The 19,052-nt window shown below is 61.6% G+C and carries 16 protein-coding genes; 3 read left to right on the top strand and 13 right to left on the bottom strand.

Annotated features, from left to right (window positions below; genetic code table 11):
• The first annotated feature begins 112 nt into the window (after nucleotides 1–112).
• On the top strand, nucleotides 113–1,138 hold the full coding sequence (locus HX869_RS03075) for an extracellular solute-binding protein (protein WP_008439094.1): 1,026 nt from the start codon (nucleotides 113–115) through the stop codon (nucleotides 1,136–1,138).
• On the top strand, nucleotides 1,138–2,703 hold the full coding sequence (locus HX869_RS03070) for an iron ABC transporter permease (RefSeq protein WP_003217500.1): 1,566 nt from the start codon (nucleotides 1,138–1,140) through the stop codon (nucleotides 2,701–2,703). Before HX869_RS03075 ends, HX869_RS03070 begins: the two co-directional genes overlap by 1 nt.
• Before the next feature lie 108 nt (nucleotides 2,704–2,811).
• Here the strand turns inward: HX869_RS03070 and HX869_RS03065 are convergent, their stop codons facing one another.
• The 12 genes from HX869_RS03065 to HX869_RS03010 form a co-directional block, all read right to left on the bottom strand.
• A complete protein-coding gene (locus tag HX869_RS03065; protein ID WP_178902721.1) occupies nucleotides 2,812–4,746 on the bottom strand; it encodes a methyl-accepting chemotaxis protein in 1,935 nt (644 codons plus the stop codon).
• A 139-nt stretch (nucleotides 4,747–4,885) separates the two neighbouring features.
• The gene (locus HX869_RS03060) at nucleotides 4,886–6,175 is read right to left on the bottom strand and encodes an adenylosuccinate synthase (protein ID WP_003217505.1); all 1,290 of its coding nucleotides are present in this window, start codon (nucleotides 6,173–6,175) and stop codon (nucleotides 4,886–4,888) included.
• A gap of 54 nt (nucleotides 6,176–6,229) precedes the next feature.
• Complete coding sequence (locus HX869_RS03055; protein WP_003217507.1) at nucleotides 6,230–7,417, bottom strand: ATP phosphoribosyltransferase regulatory subunit; 1,188 nt, start codon at nucleotides 7,415–7,417, stop codon at nucleotides 6,230–6,232.
• Nucleotides 7,418–7,718: 301 nt separating this feature from the next.
• Nucleotides 7,719–8,585 (bottom strand): protease modulator HflC, encoded by an 867-nt coding sequence (hflC, locus tag HX869_RS03050; RefSeq protein ID WP_003217510.1) that lies wholly within the window; start codon nucleotides 8,583–8,585, stop codon nucleotides 7,719–7,721.
• On the bottom strand, nucleotides 8,585–9,760 hold the full coding sequence (gene hflK / locus HX869_RS03045; RefSeq protein ID WP_087692480.1) for an FtsH protease activity modulator HflK: 1,176 nt from the start codon (nucleotides 9,758–9,760) through the stop codon (nucleotides 8,585–8,587). The genes hflC and hflK overlap by 1 nt, the downstream gene beginning before the upstream one ends.
• A gap of 96 nt (nucleotides 9,761–9,856) precedes the next feature.
• The gene (gene hflX, locus HX869_RS03040) at nucleotides 9,857–11,158 is read right to left on the bottom strand and encodes a ribosome rescue GTPase HflX (RefSeq protein WP_003217514.1); all 1,302 of its coding nucleotides are present in this window, start codon (nucleotides 11,156–11,158) and stop codon (nucleotides 9,857–9,859) included.
• A gap of 12 nt (nucleotides 11,159–11,170) precedes the next feature.
• Nucleotides 11,171–11,434 (bottom strand): RNA chaperone Hfq, encoded by a 264-nt coding sequence (hfq, locus tag HX869_RS03035; RefSeq protein WP_003217515.1) that lies wholly within the window; start codon nucleotides 11,432–11,434, stop codon nucleotides 11,171–11,173.
• A 93-nt stretch (nucleotides 11,435–11,527) separates the two neighbouring features.
• Nucleotides 11,528–12,499, bottom strand: coding sequence for a tRNA (adenosine(37)-N6)-dimethylallyltransferase MiaA (gene miaA / locus HX869_RS03030; protein WP_177028648.1), 972 nt, complete (start codon nucleotides 12,497–12,499; stop codon nucleotides 11,528–11,530).
• Entirely contained in the window at nucleotides 12,499–14,397 is a 1,899-nt protein-coding gene (gene mutL / locus HX869_RS03025) for a DNA mismatch repair endonuclease MutL (protein ID WP_178902727.1), read from the bottom strand. The genes miaA and mutL overlap by 1 nt, the downstream gene beginning before the upstream one ends.
• Before the next feature lie 14 nt (nucleotides 14,398–14,411).
• Complete coding sequence (locus tag HX869_RS03020) at nucleotides 14,412–15,845, bottom strand: N-acetylmuramoyl-L-alanine amidase (RefSeq protein WP_202948682.1); 1,434 nt, start codon at nucleotides 15,843–15,845, stop codon at nucleotides 14,412–14,414.
• 3 nt (nucleotides 15,846–15,848) lie between these two features.
• A complete protein-coding gene (gene tsaE, locus HX869_RS03015; protein ID WP_003217524.1) occupies nucleotides 15,849–16,319 on the bottom strand; it encodes a tRNA (adenosine(37)-N6)-threonylcarbamoyltransferase complex ATPase subunit type 1 TsaE in 471 nt (156 codons plus the stop codon).
• The gene (locus tag HX869_RS03010) at nucleotides 16,307–17,167 is read right to left on the bottom strand and encodes an NAD(P)H-hydrate dehydratase (protein ID WP_178902720.1); all 861 of its coding nucleotides are present in this window, start codon (nucleotides 17,165–17,167) and stop codon (nucleotides 16,307–16,309) included. Before HX869_RS03010 ends, tsaE begins: the two co-directional genes overlap by 13 nt.
• Before the next feature lie 62 nt (nucleotides 17,168–17,229).
• On the opposite strand from HX869_RS03010, the gene queG reads away from it, so the two are divergent.
• Complete coding sequence (gene queG / locus HX869_RS03005; RefSeq protein ID WP_003217527.1) at nucleotides 17,230–18,312, top strand: tRNA epoxyqueuosine(34) reductase QueG; 1,083 nt, start codon at nucleotides 17,230–17,232, stop codon at nucleotides 18,310–18,312.
• Here queG and HX869_RS03000 read toward each other — a convergent pair.
• Nucleotides 18,291–18,908, bottom strand: coding sequence for a trimeric intracellular cation channel family protein (locus HX869_RS03000; RefSeq protein ID WP_172834585.1), 618 nt, complete (start codon nucleotides 18,906–18,908; stop codon nucleotides 18,291–18,293). The genes queG and HX869_RS03000 overlap by 22 nt on opposite strands.
• Nucleotides 18,909–19,052: the final 144 nt, after the last annotated feature.

Raw genomic sequence — 19,052 nt, 5'->3', positions numbered from 1 at the left:
CGTTTCCGGGGTTTGAAAACCTGACCGGTGATTTCCCCCCTCGTCCGCACTTGAGAAGTTTTATCGTTTATCCTTGTAAGGATTTGTTGCACTCAAGTGAGGAAAACCCCGGATGATGATCCGCGATACCCGTCTCAAGACATCCCTTCTGCGTGGCCTGACCATCACTCTGCTCGGCCTGACCCTGCTCTCGCCCGCTGCCTATTCTGCCGACAAGGTTGCACTGACCTTGTACAACGGCCAACACAAGGAGGTCGGCGATGAACTTGCCAAGGCCTTCGAAGCCAAGACCGGCATCCACGTCAATGTGCGCAAGGGCAGCAGCAACCAACTGGCCAGCCAGGTCGTCGAAGAAGGTGACCGCTCCCCTGCCGACGTGATCTACACCGAAGAATCGCCGCCGCTGAATAAACTCGGCGAGCAAGGCCTGCTGGCAACCATCGACGCCAGCACCCTCGACGTCCTGCCGAAGGAATACGTGGCCGCCAACGGCGCCTGGATGGGCGTAACCGCACGCACCCGCGTCGTGGCCTTCAACCCGAAGCTGATCGCCGAGAAAGACCTGCCCAAGTCGGTACTGGATTTCGCCGGGCCCGAGTGGCAAGGCAAGGTCGGTTTCGTGCCCACCAGCGGCGCGTTCCAGGAACAAGCCGTAGCGATCATCAAGCTGCACGGTCGCGAAGCGGCTGAAGAGTGGCTGACCGGCCTGCGCGCTTTCGGCAAGGTCTACAGCAACAACATGGTTGCGCTCAAGGCCGTGGAAAATGGCGAAGTCGCCACTGTCTTGGTGAACAACTACTACTGGTTCGCCCTGAAGAAAGAAAAAACCAACCTGGATTCGCAGCTGCACTACTTCACCAACGGCGATGCCGGTGGCCTGATCACCGTGTCTGCCGCGGCTGCACTGAAATCCAGCAAGCATCCAAAGGAAGCCCAGCAACTGCTGGCATTCATGGCCAGCGAAGAAGGCCAGCGGGTGATCACCAACACTTCCGCCGAATACCCGCTGCGCAAGGGCATGGAATCCAACCGCGGCCTCAAGCCTTTCAGCGAGCTGCAACCGCCGAAAGTCACCCCTGCCGACCTGGGCAACGCCGAAGAAGCCCTGGAACTGGAACGTGACGTTGGCTTGAACTGATGAACCCATCGCTCCCCGCCCCCGCCTTGCGCGGGGGTTTTACGCCGAGACGCAAACGCCCTTCGATCTGGTTGCTGCTACCAGTCCTGCTGCTGGTAGGCCTGAGCCTGTTGCCGCTGGCGTATGTCGGCCTCAAGGCCTGGCAGGCAGGATGGGCCGAAGCGGTGCATTTGCTGTGGCGGCCCTATGTATTCGGGTTGCTGCGCAACACCCTGGCGCTGATGGTCGGCGTCACCGTGGCCTGCGGCGTGATCGGCTTGTCCCTGGCCTGGCTGCTGGAACGCAGCAACCTGCCGGGGCGGCGGATCTGGGGAGTGATCCTGTGCCTGCCGTTCGCGGTGCCGGCGTTTGTCAGCAGCTTTACCTGGGTTTCGTTAAGCGCCAACTTTGAAGGGTTGGGCGGAGCGATCCTGGTGATGACCCTGTCCAAATACCCACTGGTGTTTCTGCCGGTGGCGGCAACCCTGCGCAATCTTGATCCATCCCTGGAAGAATCGGCCCGCACCCTTGGCCTGAATCGCTGGGGCGTGTTCTTTCGCATCACCTTGCCTTTACTGTGGCCGTCACTGCTGGCAGGGGCACTGTTGATTGCCCTGCATATGCTGGTGGAGTTCGGCGCCTTGTCGATCATCGGCTTGCAGACGTTTACCACCGCGATCTACCAGCAATTCGAGCTGGAGTTCAGCAACGCCAATGCGGCGATGCTCTCGGCGGTGCTGCTGGTGATGTGCCTGACGCTGCTCTGGCTGGAGCTGCGGGTGCGCGGCAAGGGCCGGCACGTGCGTACCGGCCAGGGCGCGGCGCGGCATGCCGAACAGGTTCGACTCGGCAAATGGGCGGCGCTGGGGCAGCTGTATTGCCTGCTCCTGGCGATCATCGGCAGCGGCATTCCACTGGGCATGCTCGGTTATTGGCTGGCAGTGGGCAGTTCGGCGGCATTTCCGATAGCCGAGATCAGCGAGGCACTGCTTTCTTCGTTGGCGCTGTCCCTGGGTGGCGCCGCGCTTTGCCTGTTGTTTGCCGTGCCGGTGGGCTTGCTGGTGGTGCGCTACAAGGGCCAGCTCGCACTGTGGGCGGAACGCCTGCCGTACCTCCTGCACGCCCTGCCCGGCCTGGTGATTGCGCTGACACTGGTGTATTTCGCCCTGCATTACGTGCCGGCGCTGTATCAAACGTCGGCATTGCTGCTGATCGCTTATGCGCTGCTGTTTTTGCCCCTGGCCCAGGCGCCGATCCGCACGGCGCTGAACAAGGCAGCACCACAGCTGGAAGAGGCGGCGAGAACGCTGGGCGCGTCGTCGTTCAGTGCGTTTTGCCGGGTGACGCTGCCGATTATTTTCCCGGCATTGGGGGCGGCGTTTGCGCTGGTATTCCTGGATGCAATGAAGGAATTGACGGCGACGTTGCTGCTTAGCCCTACCGGGCTGAACACCTTGGCAACTGCCGTGTGGGCGCACACCTCGAATGTGGAATTCGCGGCAGCGGCGCCCTATGCGGCATTGTTGATTTTGGTGTCGGGACTGCCGGTGTATTTGCTTACGACGCGGATGTACCTGAGCCGCTGAAATAGCTTTCGCGAGCAAGCCCGCTCCCACATTTGCTCGCATTCCAGAAGTGGAACTCGGTCGAATGTGGGAGCGGGCTTGCTCGCGAAAGGGCCGCACCAGGCGACATCAAGCCCGGAACTGCCCCAAGCTCGCCTTCAACTGCGCAGCCAACCCATCCAGCACTTTGCCACTGGCTGTAGTCTCTACCACCGCCTGCGCCGCTCGCTCAGCCTGGGCATGAATGATCTCGACTCGCCCACGCACCGCATGCGCACCCTGCGCCTGATGCTCAGCCGCCCGCGTCGCCAGGCCAATCGCTGCATGCACCTGCTCCACCGAGGCCTGCACCGACTGCTGCAGGCGCACGCTGTCGCGTAATACCAGCAAACCTTCGCTGGCCTGGCGCCCGGCCTTGCCGATGGTTTCCACAGCCTCACGGGCGCCTTGCTGCAAGGCCACGATGTGGGCCTGGATGTCGCCGGTAGAACTCTGGGTTTTACTGGCCAGGGCGCGAACCTCGTCCGCCACCACCGCAAAGCCGCGCCCGGTCTCACCGGCTCGCGCCGCCTCAATAGCCGCGTTGAGCGCCAGCAGGTTGGTTTGCTCGGCAATCCCGTGGATCACCGTTAACACCACCTCGATCTGCTCGCTCTGCTGCGCCAGCCGCTCGATCACCTTGGAACCGGCCTGCACCTGCCCCGCCAACGCCTCGATCAAGCTGCCGACTTCGGCTGAAGTGCGGGAATTTTCATCAGTCGCCTGGCGAATATCCACCACCTGCTGCAAGGCCGCCTGCATCGCATGGCTTTCCGCCTGGGCCTCATCCGCCATTTGCGACAGCGCCCGCAGGCTTTCGGCAACCTCATCACGCTGCAAGCCGGCGGCCGCATCGGCACCCGCATTGCGCAGGGTCATCGCGCCGATTTCCACGCCGGTACGCTGGGCCACATCACCGGCTTCACGCACGATCGGCTGCAATTTATCCACAAAGCGATTGACCGCCGAGGCCATGTCGCCGATTTCGTCCTGGCTGTTGATCTGCACGCGCTTGGTCAGGTCGCCCTCGCCTGCCGCCAGATCGTCCATCGCTGCAATCAGCAGCTTCAGGCGATTGACCACCCGACGGCCGAGCACTACAGCAATCAACAGCAATACACCAAAACCTACCACCGCCAGGCCCATGCCGATGCGCCAGCGCAAGGTGCCCGCCGCCTCTTGCACGGCGCTGGTGGTATTGGCGGTCATCTGGGTGGCGGTGGCTTGCGCCGACTGCAAACGCGCGCCCATGGCCGCCGCGCTGTCAGCCGCGGCACCCTTGAGGCTGTCGCCCACCAACTGGTCACCGCTGGCAATCAGTGCAGCAAAACGCTTGTCCAGCGCGGCCAGGTCAGCCTCGACCGAGGCAGTCGAAACCCCCATGCGGACCTTGCCGATCTCTACGCCATTGGGGCTGATGGACGCTTCGACGTAGAACACCGAGGGATCATTCTTCGCCGCATCCAGCACTTTATCCAGGGCACGTTCGCCCTTGCCCTTTTCCAGCAGCGCCTGGTTGATCGGGTTTTCACGATTGAGGTAACGGGTCAGGTGCTCGCCAGCCGCGTCGTCATACACCACAAACAACACGTTGGGATTGCGCTGAGCTCTGCGGGCAAACTCAGACAGCGTCGGCACGTCGCTGTCCCACATGGCGCGCGGCGCCACCGAAGCGAGCAGTTGCGCCATGTCATTGGCAGAGTCCTGCAGGTCTTTTTCCAGGGTCGCACGCAGTTGCTTCTGCTCTTCCTGCAGGCGCGTGGAAAGCCCCGCCGTCAGACGCTGGCGCGTGCTGGAAGACAGACTGTCCAGGCTGGATGTCACTTCCTTGCCGGCTTGCGCCAACTCGCCGGACAGTTTCTGGCTGTCGACGCCCAGGCGATTGCCCAAATCAGCTTCCAATGCAGTGACGGTGCTTCGCGTCAGGGCGACGGCCACCAGTACCTGCACCAAAAGAGCGATACCTAGGGTAACGAACACCGGCCGCAACAGCCGGCTTTGTAACAATGAGAGAACGGCAGACACTGGGAATCCCTCCACCACGGGTGCCATTAATTTGATAGCACCGCGAAAGAAAGAACCATAGCAAGGGTCGTGCCGTTTACCAGGCGGAAACGACAAAGGGCTCCCGAAGGAGCCCTTTGCTTTTTACATCAACAGCTTATTAAGCGAACGGGTGACGCAGAACGATGGTCTCGTTGCGGTCCGGGCCCGTCGAAATAATGTCGATCGGCGCACCGATCAGCTCTTCGACGCGCTTGATGTAAGCGCGGGCGTTGGCTGGCAGTTCTTCCAGGGTCTTGGCGCCCACGGTCGATTCGGTCCAGCCTGGCACTTCTTCGTACACAGGCTGCAGGCCTACGTAGCTGTCCGCGTCAGTCGGGGCAACGTCCTTGCCTTCCGCATCCTTGTAGCCGATGCAGATGTTGATGGTTTCCAGGCCGTCGAGTACGTCCAGCTTGGTCAGGCAGATGCCCGAGATGCTGTTCACATCGATAGCGCGACGCAGGATAACGGCGTCGAACCAGCCACAACGGCGCGCACGGCCGGTCGTCGCGCCGAACTCGTGGCCTTGTTTGGCCAGGTGCGCGCCGACGTCGTCGAACAGTTCAGTCGGGAATGGACCCGAACCTACACGCGTGGTGTATGCCTTGGTGATGCCGAGGATGTAGTCCAGGAACATCGGGCCAACGCCCGAACCCGTCGCAACGCCGCCAGCGGTGGTGTTGGAACTGGTGACGTAAGGGTAGGTGCCGTGGTCGATGTCCAGCAACGAGCCCTGGGCGCCTTCGAACATGATGTCTTTGCCGGCGCGACGCAGGTCGTGCAGCTCGGCAGTCACGTCCAGCATCAGCGGCTTGAGCAGCTCGGCGTATTCCTTGCACTCGGCCAGGGTCTTTTCAAACTCGATGGCCGGCTCTTTGTAGTAACCCACCAGCATGAAGTTGTGGTAATCCACCAGTTCACGCAGCTTGTCTTCAAAGCGCGGCATGTTGAGCAGGTCGCCCACACGCAGGCCACGACGTGCAACCTTGTCTTCGTAGGCCGGGCCGATGCCGCGACCGGTCGTGCCGATCTTCAGCTCGCCACGGGCCTTTTCACGGGCCTGGTCCAGCGCAACGTGGAAGGACAGGATCAGCGGGCAGGAAGGGCTGATACGCAGGCGCTCGCGCACTGGCACGCCTTTCTCTTCCAGCTTGGTGATCTCGCGCAGCAGGGCGTCAGGTGCAACCACCACGCCGTTGCCGATCAGGCACTGCACGCCTTCGCGCAGTACACCCGACGGGATCAGGTGCAAGACGGTTTTTTCGCCATCGATGACCAGGGTGTGGCCAGCGTTGTGGCCACCTTGGTAGCGCACTACGGCGGCAGCATGTTCGGTCAGCAGATCAACGATCTTGCCTTTGCCCTCATCACCCCATTGGGTGCCCAGGACTACGACATTCTTACCCATAACACTTGTCCTCATTCGCGCAAACTTGGTGCCGGCAGCGGCCGGCAGGAAAACTCAAGAAGCCAGTGGCGATACTTGCCAAAGCCCATTCTGCTGAATCAATTGCCGGTCGCAGTCCGCTTCACGGGCGGCGGCCAATGGCTGCCCAGGCAGGGCCTGGACCACACGTTGACCCTCACTGCGCAACTGGCAAACCTGCTGCCAGAGTGCTGCGTCCGTACTGTCGGGCATCCAGATACCGCCAGACGGCAGTTCGACCTCAGCACGCCCCAGGGTCACCAGGGTTTTCAAATCGGTGGAAAAACCGGTCGCCGGACGAGCGCGACCGAAGTCGGCGCCGATATCGTCGTAACGACCGCCCTGGGCGATGGCCTGGCCAACACCCGGGACAAACACCGCGAACACCACACCGGTGTGGTAGTGGTAGCCGCGCAACTCACCCAAATCAAAATACAGCGGCAACTGCGGGAAGCGCGCAGACAACTGCTCGGCAATCGCCAGCACATCGTCCAGGGCCGCCAATACATCAGCCGGCGCATTCGCCAGGCGATCACGGGCGGCGGTCAGTACTTCACGGCCGCCACACAGATCCACCAGCGCACGCAGCATGCCGGCCAGGTCGGCAGGCACGCCCGCCGTCAGGGCAATCACTTCATCGATGGCCTTGCGCTGCAAGGCATCGAACAACTGTTGTTCCACTTCACCCGACAAGCCGGCCGCACGGGCCAGGCCGCGGTAGATACCGACATGCCCAAGGTCCATGTGCACATCCGGCACATCGGCCAATTGCAGCATGGCCAGCATCAGGCTGATGACTTCCACGTCGCTGCTCGGGCTGGCATCACCGTACAACTCGGCGCCCAACTGGATCGGGCTGCGGGACGACGACAAGGCACGCGGTTGCGCATGCAGCACGCTGCCGGCGTAGCACAGGCGGCTTGGCCCTTCGCGACGCAGGGTGTGCGCATCAATGCGCGCTACTTGCGGCGTGATGTCGGCACGAAAGCCCATTTGCCGGCCCGATTGCGGGTCGATGACCTTGAAGGTGCGCAGATCCAGGTCCTGGCCCGCGCCGGTCAGCAGGGATTCCAGGTACTCGATATGCGGAGTCACGACAAACTCGTAACCCCAGCTCTGGAACAGATCCAACACCTGGCGGCGCGCGATTTCAATGCGCGCAGCTTCTGGTGGCAGTACTTCTTCGATGCCATCTGGCAGCAGCCAGCGGTCTACCGTTGCCATTACGCCATTCCCCTATGATCCGGGCGGCCAGCCCTCGGGCGAGCCTTGAGTGAAGCAGAAAATACCCGGCCCCTGCATAAACCACGCGCAAGAGCGACGTGACGAACGACCAACAATCGGCCTCGTCGGGCACTTTCCTCGAAAAACCTGTGGCGCCTGCGGAGCAAAACCACAATCAAACATGCAGACGCAAAAAAGCCGGGAATTTCCCGGCTGCCGCATCATACACCCGTTTTCTGAAAGGATCACCCCGCCCGGCATTTTAGCCGCCCGACGGAGCGATTCTCAGACTACATGCGGGTTACTTGGACTTTTCCAGGTAGCGGAAGAAATCGCTACTTGGGTCCAGCACCATGACGTCGGTTTTGTTCGCAAAGCTTTCACGGTAGGCGCGCAGGCTACGGTAGAACGCGTAGAACTCCTGGTCCTGGCCATAGGCCTTGGCGTAGATCGAAGCGGCTTGAGCATCACCATCACCACGGGCCTCTTCAGACTCGCGATAGGCTTCAGCCAACAGTACGCGACGCTGACGGTCGGCATCCGCGCGGATCCCTTCTGCCAGTTCGTTACCCTTGGCGCGGTGCTCACGAGCCTCGCGCTCACGCTCGGTGCTCATACGTTCGAACACGCTGCGGTTCACTTCCTTCGGAAGGTCGATGGCCTTGACCCGAACATCGATCACCTCGATGCCCAGCTCTTTTTCCGCCATCGCATTCAACGAACGCGTGATGTCCGCCATCAGCGCGTCACGCTCACCGGATACCACCTCGTGCAGGGTGCGCTTACCAAACTGGTCACGCAGGCCCGATTCCAGACGGCGCGACAAACGCTCGTCGGCAATCTGCTTGAGGCCGGAGGTCGCGGTGTAGAAGCGCTCGGCATCCTTGACGCGCCACTTGGCGTAGGCGTCAACCATCACGGCTTTCTTTTCCAGGGTCAGGAAGCGTTGTGTCGGTGCATCCAGGGTCATCAGGCGGCCGTCGAACTTGCGCACCTGGTTGACGTAGGGGACTTTCACATGCAGGCCCGGCTGGACATCCGCCTGGACCACGCGACCGAATTGCAGCAACACCGCGCGCTCGGTCTGAGACACGATATAGAAGCAGTTCCAGGCAGCGATGACCACGACGACGCCCACAATCAGGGCGGTCAGCGATTTATTGCTCATCAACGACTCTCCCTGGTACGTGTTTGCTGTTGCAGCAGGTCAGCGGCCGCACGGGCGCTCGCTTCGTTGGCAGCAGCATTGGAACCGGTAGCCGGTGCGCTGGTGCTGCTACGACCACCTTCGATCATCTTGTCCAGCGGCAGGTACAGCAGATTGTTCTGCCCGCCCTTGCTGCCGGTCACGAGAACCTTGCTGGTGTTGCTGAAGACTTCCTGCATGGTGTCCAGGTACAGACGCTCACGGGTGACTTCCGGTGCCTTGCGGTACTCGGCCACCAGCTTGGTGAAACGATCTGCCTCACCCTTGGCGCGGGAGACCACTTCGTCGCGGTAACCGTTGGCATCCTCAAGGATGCGCTGGGCCTGGCCACGGGCTTCCGGCACCACGCCGTTGGCGTAGGTTTCAGCCTGGTTGCGCGAACGCTGCTCGTCTTCACGGGCACGGATCACGTCATCGAAGGCTTCCTGCACTTCACGCGGTGCCGCTGCGCTCTGTACGTTGACCTGGGTCACGGTGATACCGGTGCGGTACGTGTCGAGGAACCGTTGCAGGCGCTCCTTGATTTCGCTGGCCATCAATTCACGGCCTTCAGTCAGCACCTGGTCCATTGCGGTGGAACCCACCACGTGGCGCAGGGCGCTTTCGGTCGCATGTTGCAGGCTGATCTCCGGCTGGTCGACGTTCAGCACGAAGTCCTGCAGGTTGCTGATCTTGTACTGCACGGTCAGCGGCACTTCGACGATGTTCTCGTCTTCGGTCAGCATCTGGCCCTGCTTGGTGTAGGCACGCTCACGCGTGACGTTTTCCATGTACTTCTTGTCGATCGGCGGGAAGTAGATGTTCAGGCCAGGGCCGACAGTCTCGTAGTACTTGCCGAAGCGCAGCACCACTGCTTGCTCCTGCTCGTCCACCACATAGACGGCGCTGTACAGCCAGACGGCCGCCAGCACGACGAGGCCGATGCCGAGCAGGCCGTAACCACCGCCCTTGCTCGTACGACCGCCTTCGTCACCACCACGTTTTTTTCCACCACCGAACAACCCATTCAGGCTTTCCTGCAGCTTTCGGAAGGCCTCGTCGAGATCTGGTGGCCCCTTGCGGTCGCCATTATTGCGGCGTTTACCACCCCAAGGATCCTGATTATTCGAGTTGCCACCCGGCTCATTCCAAGCCATAGCGCTCTCCATCTGATAAAGCAAAGACGCACCCACGGCGCGCCGACCAATGCTACAGAATGCCTGTCACAGCGGCACAACCGCTTTCTCAGGCTTTTATTGCAAAGTGTGTTGTTCGATGAACTCTGTCGGCACAACGCCTTCACGGCTGACCAGCCGATTCAGCTCCGAGCGCGGCAATCGAACGGCCAGCAAGCTGACACCTTCTTCGTCGTGTTCTTCTTTCTGTACCGCGCCCAGCTCGAAAAACTGTGCACGCAGTCGAGCAAAACGCTGCGGCAAGCGCAAGGTGCCGACGAACAAATCGCTGCCCAACAGCTCGGCAATGGCTTGTTCAAGCAATTCCAGGCCACTGCCATCACGCGCCGACAGCCAGACCCGCTGGGGCTTGCCGTTTTCGTCGCGCTGGATTTGTGGCTCAACGCCTTCAAGCAAATCGAGTTTGTTATAGACCTCGAGGATCGGCAAGTCCTGGGCACCAATCTCGCCCAGCACCACCATGACCTGTTCAATCTGCAACATGCGATCCGGTTCGGCCGCATCGATCACGTGCAACAGCAGGTCGGAATTGCTCGACTCTTCGAGCGTAGACCGAAATGCCTCGACCAGCTTGTGGGGCAAGTGACGAATGAAACCCACGGTATCGGCCAGGACAATCGGCCCCAGGTCGTCCAGTTCCAGACGGCGCAAGGTCGGGTCGAGGGTCGCGAACAGTTGGTCGGCCGCGTACACATCCGATTTCGTCACGTTGTTGAAGAGTGTGGATTTGCCGGCGTTGGTATAGCCCACCAGGGAAACGGTCGGGATATCCGCACGCATACGGCCACGTCGCGATTGTTCGCGCTGGCTGCGCACCTTCTCCAGGCGGCCCTTGATCTGCCGCAGGCGCACCCGCAGCAGACGCCGGTCGGTTTCCAGCTGGGTTTCACCCGGGCCGCGCATGCCGATGCCGCCACCCTGGCGCTCAAGGTGAGTCCAGCCACGCACCAGCCGGGTGCTCATGTGGTCAAGCTGGGCCAGTTCTACCTGGAGCTTGCCTTCATGGGTACGGGCGCGTTGAGCGAAAATATCGAGAATCAGACCCGTGCGGTCGATCACGCGACACTCGAAAACTCGTTCGAGGTTACGTTCCTGACTGGGCGTGAGGATGTGATTGAAAATCACCAGATCGGCCTTTTCGGCGTGGACCAGGTCGCGCAGTTCCTCGACCTTGCCGCTGCCGATCAGGAATTTGGCGGTTGGCCGATGACGCGGCACGTTAAAAAACGCGACGGTCTCGGCGCCGGCCGAATTTGCCAACTCCTGAAACTCCTGCGGATCTTCGCGCGCCTCAGGGTCCTGTCCATCCAAGTGAACGAGGATTACTCGCTCACCACCACCGTGGCGCTCAAAGAACAAAGGAGACTCCTATCAGGCGTTACCTGGTGCAGGCTCGGCGTCACCCTGTTCTTCGGTTGCGCTAGGCAGACGAATTGGACGAACCGGCACTACGGTCGAGATAGCGTGCTTGTAAACCATTTGGCTTACGGTGTTTTTCAGCAGGATCACGAACTGGTCGAACGACTCGATCGTACCTTGCAGCTTGATACCGTTGACCAGATAGATGGAAACCCCAACTTTCTCTTTACGTAAAGTATTCAAGTAAGGGTCTTGTAGCGAATGCCCTTTTGACATGTGCCGCACTCCTTTAAGGATCAATAATAAAAATCGGAAAATAGATAGCTCATGGCCGTCACACCCCCAAGGATAGACGGCAATTGCAAGGACTCAGCTCAATATGGAGACCGTTCCCAAGTATTTCAAGGCGCGTGACAGATTGTCGCTGTCCAGGCTGTCCAGCCAGTGCAAATCGCTCCAACTGCGCAACCAGGTGAACTGACGCTTCGCCAATTGGCGCGTGGCAATGATGCCGCGCTCCTGCATTTCGGCTGACGTCAGCTTGCCATCCAGATGATCCCAGACTTGGCGGTAGCCTACAGCACGTATCGAAGGCAGCCCTGGATGCAGGTCACCTCTTGAACGCAGTGCTACGACCTCCTCCACAAACCCCTGTTCCAACATAATTGTGAATCTTTGTGCAATTCGTTCATGCAGCACCTGGCGATCCGTCGGAGCGATGGCCAGATTCGCCACAGTATAGGGCAATTGTGAGTGTCCCGAGGCGCCTGCTTCAGCACTTTGCGCAGTTTGTTTCAGCCTGTGTTCAGTCATGGTCTGGCCACTGACCCGCCAGACTTCCAACGCTCGCGTCAGGCGCTGGGGGTCATTGGGATGAATTCGCGCGGCGGAAACCGGATCCACAATGGCCAACTGATCGTGCAAGGCCTGCCAGCCAAGGCGCGCAGCCTCTTCTTCAAGTTCGGCGCGCACCTGTGGATCAGCTGGCGGCATATCAGCCAGACCTTCCTGCAAGGCCTTGTAGTAGAGCATCGTGCCGCCGACCAGCAGCGGAATCTTGCCCCGCGCGGTGATATCGGCCATGGCGGCCAGCGCATCGGTGCGAAAATCCGCCGCCGAATAGCTCTCGCTGGGATCAATAATGTCGATCAACCGGTGCGGATACTGGGCCAGCAGCTCTTTTGAAGGTTTGGCAGTGCCGATGTCCATGTCCCGGTAAACCAGTGCAGAGTCGACACTGATCAACTCGCACGGCAAGACCTTGGTCAGCTCGATGGCCAGGTCGGTCTTGCCGGCGGCCGTCGGGCCCATCAGGAAGATGGCGGGGGGCAAGGCACTCATCAACGGCCGCGCAAGAACAGTTTGTCGAGGTCGTCCAGGCCCATCTGGGTCCAGGTCGGGCGGCCATGGTTGCACTGGCCGCTGCGCTCGGTGTTTTCCATGTCCCGCAGCAGGCCGTTCATTTCCGGCAAGGCCAGCCGGCGGTTGGCGCGGATGGCGCCGTGACAGGCCATGGTGCCGAGCAGTTCATTGATGTGGGCCTGGACCCGGTCACTGGTACCGTATTCCATCAGGTCCGCCAGGACGTCGGCCACCAGCCGGTTGGCCTCTGCCTGCTTGAGCAAAGCCGGAATCTGGCGGATAGCGAGGGTTTCCGGCCCCAGGCGTTGCAACTCAAAGCCCAGCTTCTGGAACACGCTGACGTGCTCTTCGGCGCAATCCGCTTCCCGCTGGCTGACCGCCAGGGATTCCGGCACCAGCAGCGGCTGGCCGCTCAGGCCTTCGCTGGCCATGGCGATCTTCAGGCGCTCGTACATGATCCGCTCGTGGGCGGCGTGCATGTCCACCAGCACCAGGCCATGGGCGTTTTCCGCAAGAATATAGATACCCTTGAGCTGTGCCAGCGCGTAACCCAACGGCGGCACGTCGCCCTGGCCTTCCGGCAACGCGGCAGCACCTGGCTCGGCGCCGGGCAGCGGCGCGAAAAACTCGCGATAGGCCGCCTGGGCCTCGGCCACCGGCACCGCCGATTGCGGACGCGGGGTGTACTGGTATTGATAACCGGCGCCGGCGCCTGAACCAGGTGCGGTAAAGCTCGGCTGGGCTTGCGGCGATTGCAGCAGGTTGGCCGCCAGGCTCATTTCGCCCTGGGGCCCGAACTCGCCGGCTTCCGGCCCTGAAGGACGGACAACAGCCGTGACAATCGGCGCCGCCAGGTGATCATCTGGCCGCACATCGCCCAAGGCGCGGTGCAGGGTGCCGTAAAGAAAGTCGTGGACCATGCGACCGTCACGGAAGCGCACTTCGTGCTTGGTCGGGTGCACGTTGACGTCGACCACCGACGGGTCGACCTCGAAAAACAGCACAAACGTCGGATGCCGCCCGTTGAACAGCACGTCGCGATACGCCTGGCGCACCGCGTGGGCCACCAGCTTGTCGCGCACCGCCCGGCCATTCACGAAGAAATACTGCATGTCCGCCTGGCTACGGGAGAAAGTCGGCAAACCCACCCAACCCCACAGCCGCAGGCCATTGCGCTCGATCTCGATCGGCAGCGCCTGCTCCAGGAATCCCGCGCCGCAGATGGCCGAGACACGCCGCGCACGGGCCGCATCATCATGGGCCTCGTGCAGGCTGAGGATGGTCTTGCCGTTGTGGCGCAGGTGGAAAGCCACATCAAACCGCGCCAGGGCCAGGCGCTTGATGACTTCCTGCAGGTGATCGAATTCAGTTTTTTCGGCCTTGAGGAATTTACGCCGGGCCGGGGTGTTGAAGAACAGGTCGCGCACTTCCACCGAGGTGCCCACCGGATGTGCCGCCGGCTGGACCCGGGGCGCCATGTCGCGGCCTTCGGTTTCAACCTGCCAGGCCTGATCGGCGTCGCGGGTGCGGGACGTCAGGGTCAGGCGAGCCACCGAGCTGATGGAAGCCAGGGCCTCACCACGAAACCCGAGGCTCATCACCCGTTCCAGGTCTTCCAGGTCGCGAATCTTGCTGGTGGCGTGACGGGCCAGGGCCAGCGGCAGGTCATCGGAGGAAATCCCGCTGCCGTCGTCGCGCACTCGCAGCAGCTTGACGCCGCCTTGCTCAACATCGACATCAATGCGCCTGGCGCCGGAGTCGATACTGTTTTCCAGCAACTCCTTGATCACCGACGCTGGCCGCTCGACCACCTCACCCGCCGCGATCTGGTTGGCGAGACGCGGGCTTAGCAGCTCGATGCGCGAGGTATTGCTCAAGACTGTTTCGCTCATTATTGCGCCGCCAGTTCAGTGCCCGGGATGGTCAACACCTGGCCGACCTTCAATTCATCGGTCTTGAGGTTGTTGGCACTGCGCAAGGTTGCCGCTGACACCTGGAAGCGCACCGCCAGCATCGCCAGGGTGTCGCCCGGCTGCACGCGATGGTCACGCGGGCCCTGGGCGATTTTCCCGGAGTCACGCAGCCAGGCTATATAAGTGCCCGGCGGCGGGTTCTGCTGGAAGAACTGGCGAACACCGGCGCTGATGGACCGCGCCAACGCCTGCTGGTGGCTGGCCGAGGCCAGTTTCGAAGCTTCGTTGGAGTTGGAGATAAACCCGGTTTCCACCAGGATCGACGGAATATCCGGCGACTTGAGCACCATGAACCCGGCCTGTTCCACGCGCTGTTTGTGCAGCGAGGTGACGCGACCAATGTTGCTCAGGACTTTCTGCCCCACGTTCAGGCTGGAGGTCAGCGAGGCAGTCATCGACAGATCGAGCAATACGCCAGCGAGCATCTTGTCCTTGTCGTCGAGGGATACGTTGCCAGCCCCGCCGATCAAGTCGGAACGGTTTTCACTGTCCGCCAGCCAGCGGGCGGTCTCGGACGTAGCGCCGCGATCAGACAGGGCAAACACCGAGGCACCAAACGCCGCGGCCGAAGGTGCGGCGTCGGCGTGGATCGAGACGAACAGGTCGGCGCCCTTCTTGCGGGCGATTTCGGTACGGCCACGCAGCGGAATAAAGTAGTCGCCGGTCCGGGTCAGCTCGGCGCGGTAGCCTTTCATGCCATTGATCTGGCGCTGCAGTTCGCGGGCGATGGCCAGTACTACGTCTTTTTCATGCTGGCCGCGCGAGCCCGAGGCACCCGGGTCTTCGCCGCCGTGACCGGCATCGATGACCACGATAATGTCACGTTTGCCCGCCGGAGCCGGTGGCAGCGGCGGCAATTTGACCTGGGGTTGCGACTGGTTGACCGGCACCGCAGGTATCGTCGCGACGCTTGGAGTTGGCGCAGGCGGCGGCGCGGCATCGGCGGCGTTGTCGAACAGGTCGACCACCAGCCGGTTGCCATACTGCGCGTTGGGCGCCAGCACGAAGCTTTTCGGGGTCACGGCCTTTTTCAGGTCGATAACCACCCGCAGGTCGGTCGGCGTACGCTGGGCCGAGCGCATCGCGGTAATCGGGGTATTGGCCATGGCGACTTTCAACGGCGCGGCCAGGGTCGCACCGTTGATATCAATCACCAGGCGATCAGGCGCCGTGAGGGTGAAGACGCTGTGCTGAACCGGGCCAGACAGGTCGAATACCAGTCGCGTGTTATCCGGTGCCCGCCACAGGCGAACACTTTTCACCTGTGAGGCCGCCAGTGCATTGAAAGTCATTGCCGCAAGCAACACCCCTACGACAGTAACCAACGCGCGAAAGCGCATACCTAACCCCATCAATTATTTGAATTCCAATGCCAAGGCGGCGCACCACGACTCGCCGCGCGCGCTCTGGGACAACAACTTCAGCTGACGTCCTTGCTTATGCGGGGTAATGGTAATGGTCAGGTCCGGCTTTGGCAAAAAGCCTGTGCCTTTATCTGGCCACTCGATCAGGCACAAGGCGTCCTCATCGAAGTAATCACGAATGCCCATGTATTCCAGTTCTTCCGGGTCCACCAGGCGATACAGGTCGAAGTGGAACGCTCGTACGTCACCGATTTCGTAGGGTTCTACCAAGGTGAACGTAGGGCTTTTCACAGCACCCGCGTGCCCCAACCCGCGAATGATGCCCCGGGACAAGGTGGTTTTTCCGGCGCCGAGATCGCCTTCCAGAAAGATCAGCCCTGAGCCTTGAGTGACCCGGGCAATACGGTTGCCCAAGGCGACCATGGCGTCTTCATCAGGCAGGAAAAGAACTACTTCAGACACGGCGATTGCCCCTCCAGCAACTGACGAATGGCAGGAATCAGGTCGCTGGCGGCCAGCCCGCGACCGTAGGTACCCTGGCGATCTCCGGCAGTGGCATGCAGCCAGACCGCCAGGCAGGCGGCATCAAATGCCGGCATGCCTTGCGCCAGCAAAGCACCGACCAGGCCGGCCAACACATCGCCAAGGCCAGCGGTTGCCATTGCAGGATGGCCCTGATCGCAGCGGGCAACCCGACCGTCCGGGCTGGCGATCAAGCTGCCGGCGCCCTTGAGGATGGCCACTGCATTGAATTTCTGACTCAAGGCGCGCGCCACGTTAAGGCGGTCGGCCTGAACCTCGGCTGTCGAAATACCCATCAAGCGGGCCGCTTCGCCAGGATGCGGAGTGATCACGCAATTGGCCGGCAAGCTGACGCTGCCCGCCGCCAGCAGGTTCAAGGCATCGGCGTCCCAGACTTGCGGCTGCCTGGCATTGGCCGCTACCGACAGCAGGCTTTTGCCCCAGGAGACCTCGCCCAGGCCCGGGCCGATGACGATCACGGAAATCTTTTCCAGCAGGCCCATCAATTGATTGGCCGAGTGCACGCCCACCGTCATCACTTCCGGCAACCGCGCCAGCGCCGCACCGACGTGTTCGCTGCGGGTCGCCAGGGAAACCATTCCGGCACCACTGCGCAGGGCACTTTCAGCACTGAGCAAGGCGGCGCCGCCAAAACCGCGGTCGCCGCCGATCAGCAATACATGGCCGAACTGGCCTTTATGGGCGTCCGGGGAACGCGCAGCGAGTTGCGGCAATTGGCCGGGCAACAGGTGCTGAACGTCGGGTATTTCGTGTTTTGTCTGCGGCATGCGTCTTCAAGCTCCGATGTCTGGCAGAATTATACGCATCTAACCTGCGGTTTCTCTTGTTCATGCCTGCTATTACCTACGACCTGCCCGCCCTCGCCCAATCGATCAAAGACTGGGGCCGCGAGCTGGGCTTTCAACAAGTGGGCATCAGCGGCCTCGACCTCGCCGAGCATGAACAGCACCTGCAACGCTGGCTCGACGCCGGCTACCACGGCGAAATGGACTACATGGGCGCCCACGGCAGCAAGCGCTCACACCCGGAGGAGCTGGTACCCGGCACCTTGCGCGTGGTCTCACTGCGCATGGACTACTTGCCGGGCGACACCCAAATGGCCCAACTGCTGGCCAAACCCGAAAAAGCCTACATCTCCCGCTACGCCCTGGGCCGCGACTACCACAAGCTGATCCGCAAGCGCGTGCAGCAACTGGCCGACCGCATCCAGGCGCAAATCGGCCCGTTCGGCTTCCGCGCCTTTGTCGACAGCGCCCCCGTGCTGGAAAAAGCCATCGCCGAGCAGGCCGGGCTCGGCTGGATCGGCAAGAACACCTTGGTACTCAATCGCAAGGCGGGCAGTTACTTCTTCCTGAGCGAGCTGTTTGTCGACCTGCCGTTGCCGGTCGACCCACCCCACGCCACCGAACATTGTGGCCGCTGCACCGCCTGCCTGGATATCTGCCCTACCAACGCCTTCGTCGGGCCCTACGTGCTGGACGCCCGGCGCTGCATTTCCTACCTGACCATCGAGCTGAAAAGCGCGATCCCCGAAGAACTGCGCCCACTGATCGGCAATCGGGTATTCGGCTGCGATGACTGTCAGATCGTTTGCCCGTGGAATCGTTTCGCGCGGCCTACCGACGAAGGCGATTTCAAGCCACGGCACAACCTGGATAACGCAGAGCTCGCCGAGTTGTTTATGTGGGACGAGGACAAATTCCTCAGCAGCACCGAAGGTTCTCCCCTGCGCCGCGCCGGCTATGAGCGCTGGCTGCGCAACCTGGCGGTGGGCCTGGGCAATGCGCCATCAAGCATTCCGGTGCTGGAAGCGCTGAAGGCGCGTCGGGAATACCCCTCGGAACTGGTGCGCGAACATGTGGAATGGGCGCTGAACCAGCACGCCGAACGTCAGTGCACGTCGTCGTTGTAGACGAACTTGGGCATTTCCCAGTGAAAACGGATCGCCAGCAGGCGCAATAGAAAGCCGCTGAACAGCGTCAGCAGGATCGATTGCTCACTTGGCAGCTCAAGGTAGATGCACAGCATGTAGAACCAGGCGGCCAGGAACGACACGCTGGCGTACAGCTCGCGGCGGAAGATCAACGGAATGTCGTTGCAGAAGATATCCCGCAGGATGCCGCCGAATACCCCGGTGATCACACCGCTGACTGACGCCACCAGCATGCCGTGGCCCATTTCCAGGGCGGTCATGCTGCCGATCAGGGTGAAGGCCACCAGGCCCACGGCGTCCAGCGCGAGGAACAGCGACCGCAGGTGGCGCATCAATGGAGCGATGAAGATGGTCACCAGGGCCGCGACGGAGGTCAGCACCAGGTACTCCGGGTGTTTGACCCAGGTCAGCGGGTAGTGGCCGAGCAACACGTCACGCACCGAACCGCCGCCCAGCGCCGTCACGCAGGCGATCAGCACCACACCGAACCAGTCCATCCCGCGCCGCCCGGCGGACAAGGCACCCGTCATGGCTTCGGCGGTGATGGCGATGAGGTAGAGCATCAGCAGCATGATGGCGATCCTTGCAAAGTTGTGGCGAGGGGGCTTGTCCCCCGTTGGGGTGCGAAGCAGCCCCTTTAAAGGCAATAGAGTTTTCAGGTAGATCGGGATGTCAGATTTTAGGGCCGCTTCGCAGCCCAACGGGGGACAAGCCCCCTC

This window comes from Pseudomonas sp. P7779 (genome assembly GCF_013386315.1).
Lineage (GTDB): Bacteria > Pseudomonadota > Gammaproteobacteria > Pseudomonadales > Pseudomonadaceae > Aquipseudomonas.
The sequence above is the reverse complement of the archived record's forward strand: the minus strand, read 5'-3'. Positions and strand labels throughout refer to the sequence as shown.

Excerpts from the sequence above, each read along its gene's own strand:
- hflC (WP_003217510.1), bottom strand. The coding sequence starts at position 8,585 with ATGAGCAATAAATCGCTGACCGCCCTGATTGTGGGCGTCGTCGTGGTC.
- queG (WP_003217527.1), top strand. The coding sequence starts at position 17,230 with ATGCCTGCTATTACCTACGACCTGCCCGCCCTCGCCCAATCGATCAAA.
- HX869_RS03020 (WP_202948682.1), bottom strand. The coding sequence starts at position 15,845 with ATGGGGTTAGGTATGCGCTTTCGCGCGTTGGTTACTGTCGTAGGGGTG.
- HX869_RS03055 (WP_003217507.1), bottom strand. The coding sequence starts at position 7,417 with ATGGCAACGGTAGACCGCTGGCTGCTGCCAGATGGCATCGAAGAAGTA.
- hfq (WP_003217515.1), bottom strand. The coding sequence starts at position 11,434 with ATGTCAAAAGGGCATTCGCTACAAGACCCTTACTTGAATACTTTACGT.
- hflK (WP_087692480.1), bottom strand. The coding sequence starts at position 9,760 with ATGGCTTGGAATGAGCCGGGTGGCAACTCGAATAATCAGGATCCTTGG.
- HX869_RS03060 (WP_003217505.1), bottom strand. The coding sequence starts at position 6,175 with ATGGGTAAGAATGTCGTAGTCCTGGGCACCCAATGGGGTGATGAGGGC.
- miaA (WP_177028648.1), bottom strand. The coding sequence starts at position 12,499 with ATGAGTGCCTTGCCCCCCGCCATCTTCCTGATGGGCCCGACGGCCGCC.
- HX869_RS03075 (WP_008439094.1), top strand. The coding sequence starts at position 113 with ATGATGATCCGCGATACCCGTCTCAAGACATCCCTTCTGCGTGGCCTG.
- HX869_RS03010 (WP_178902720.1), bottom strand. The coding sequence starts at position 17,167 with ATGCCGCAGACAAAACACGAAATACCCGACGTTCAGCACCTGTTGCCC.
- HX869_RS03070 (WP_003217500.1), top strand. The coding sequence starts at position 1,138 with ATGAACCCATCGCTCCCCGCCCCCGCCTTGCGCGGGGGTTTTACGCCG.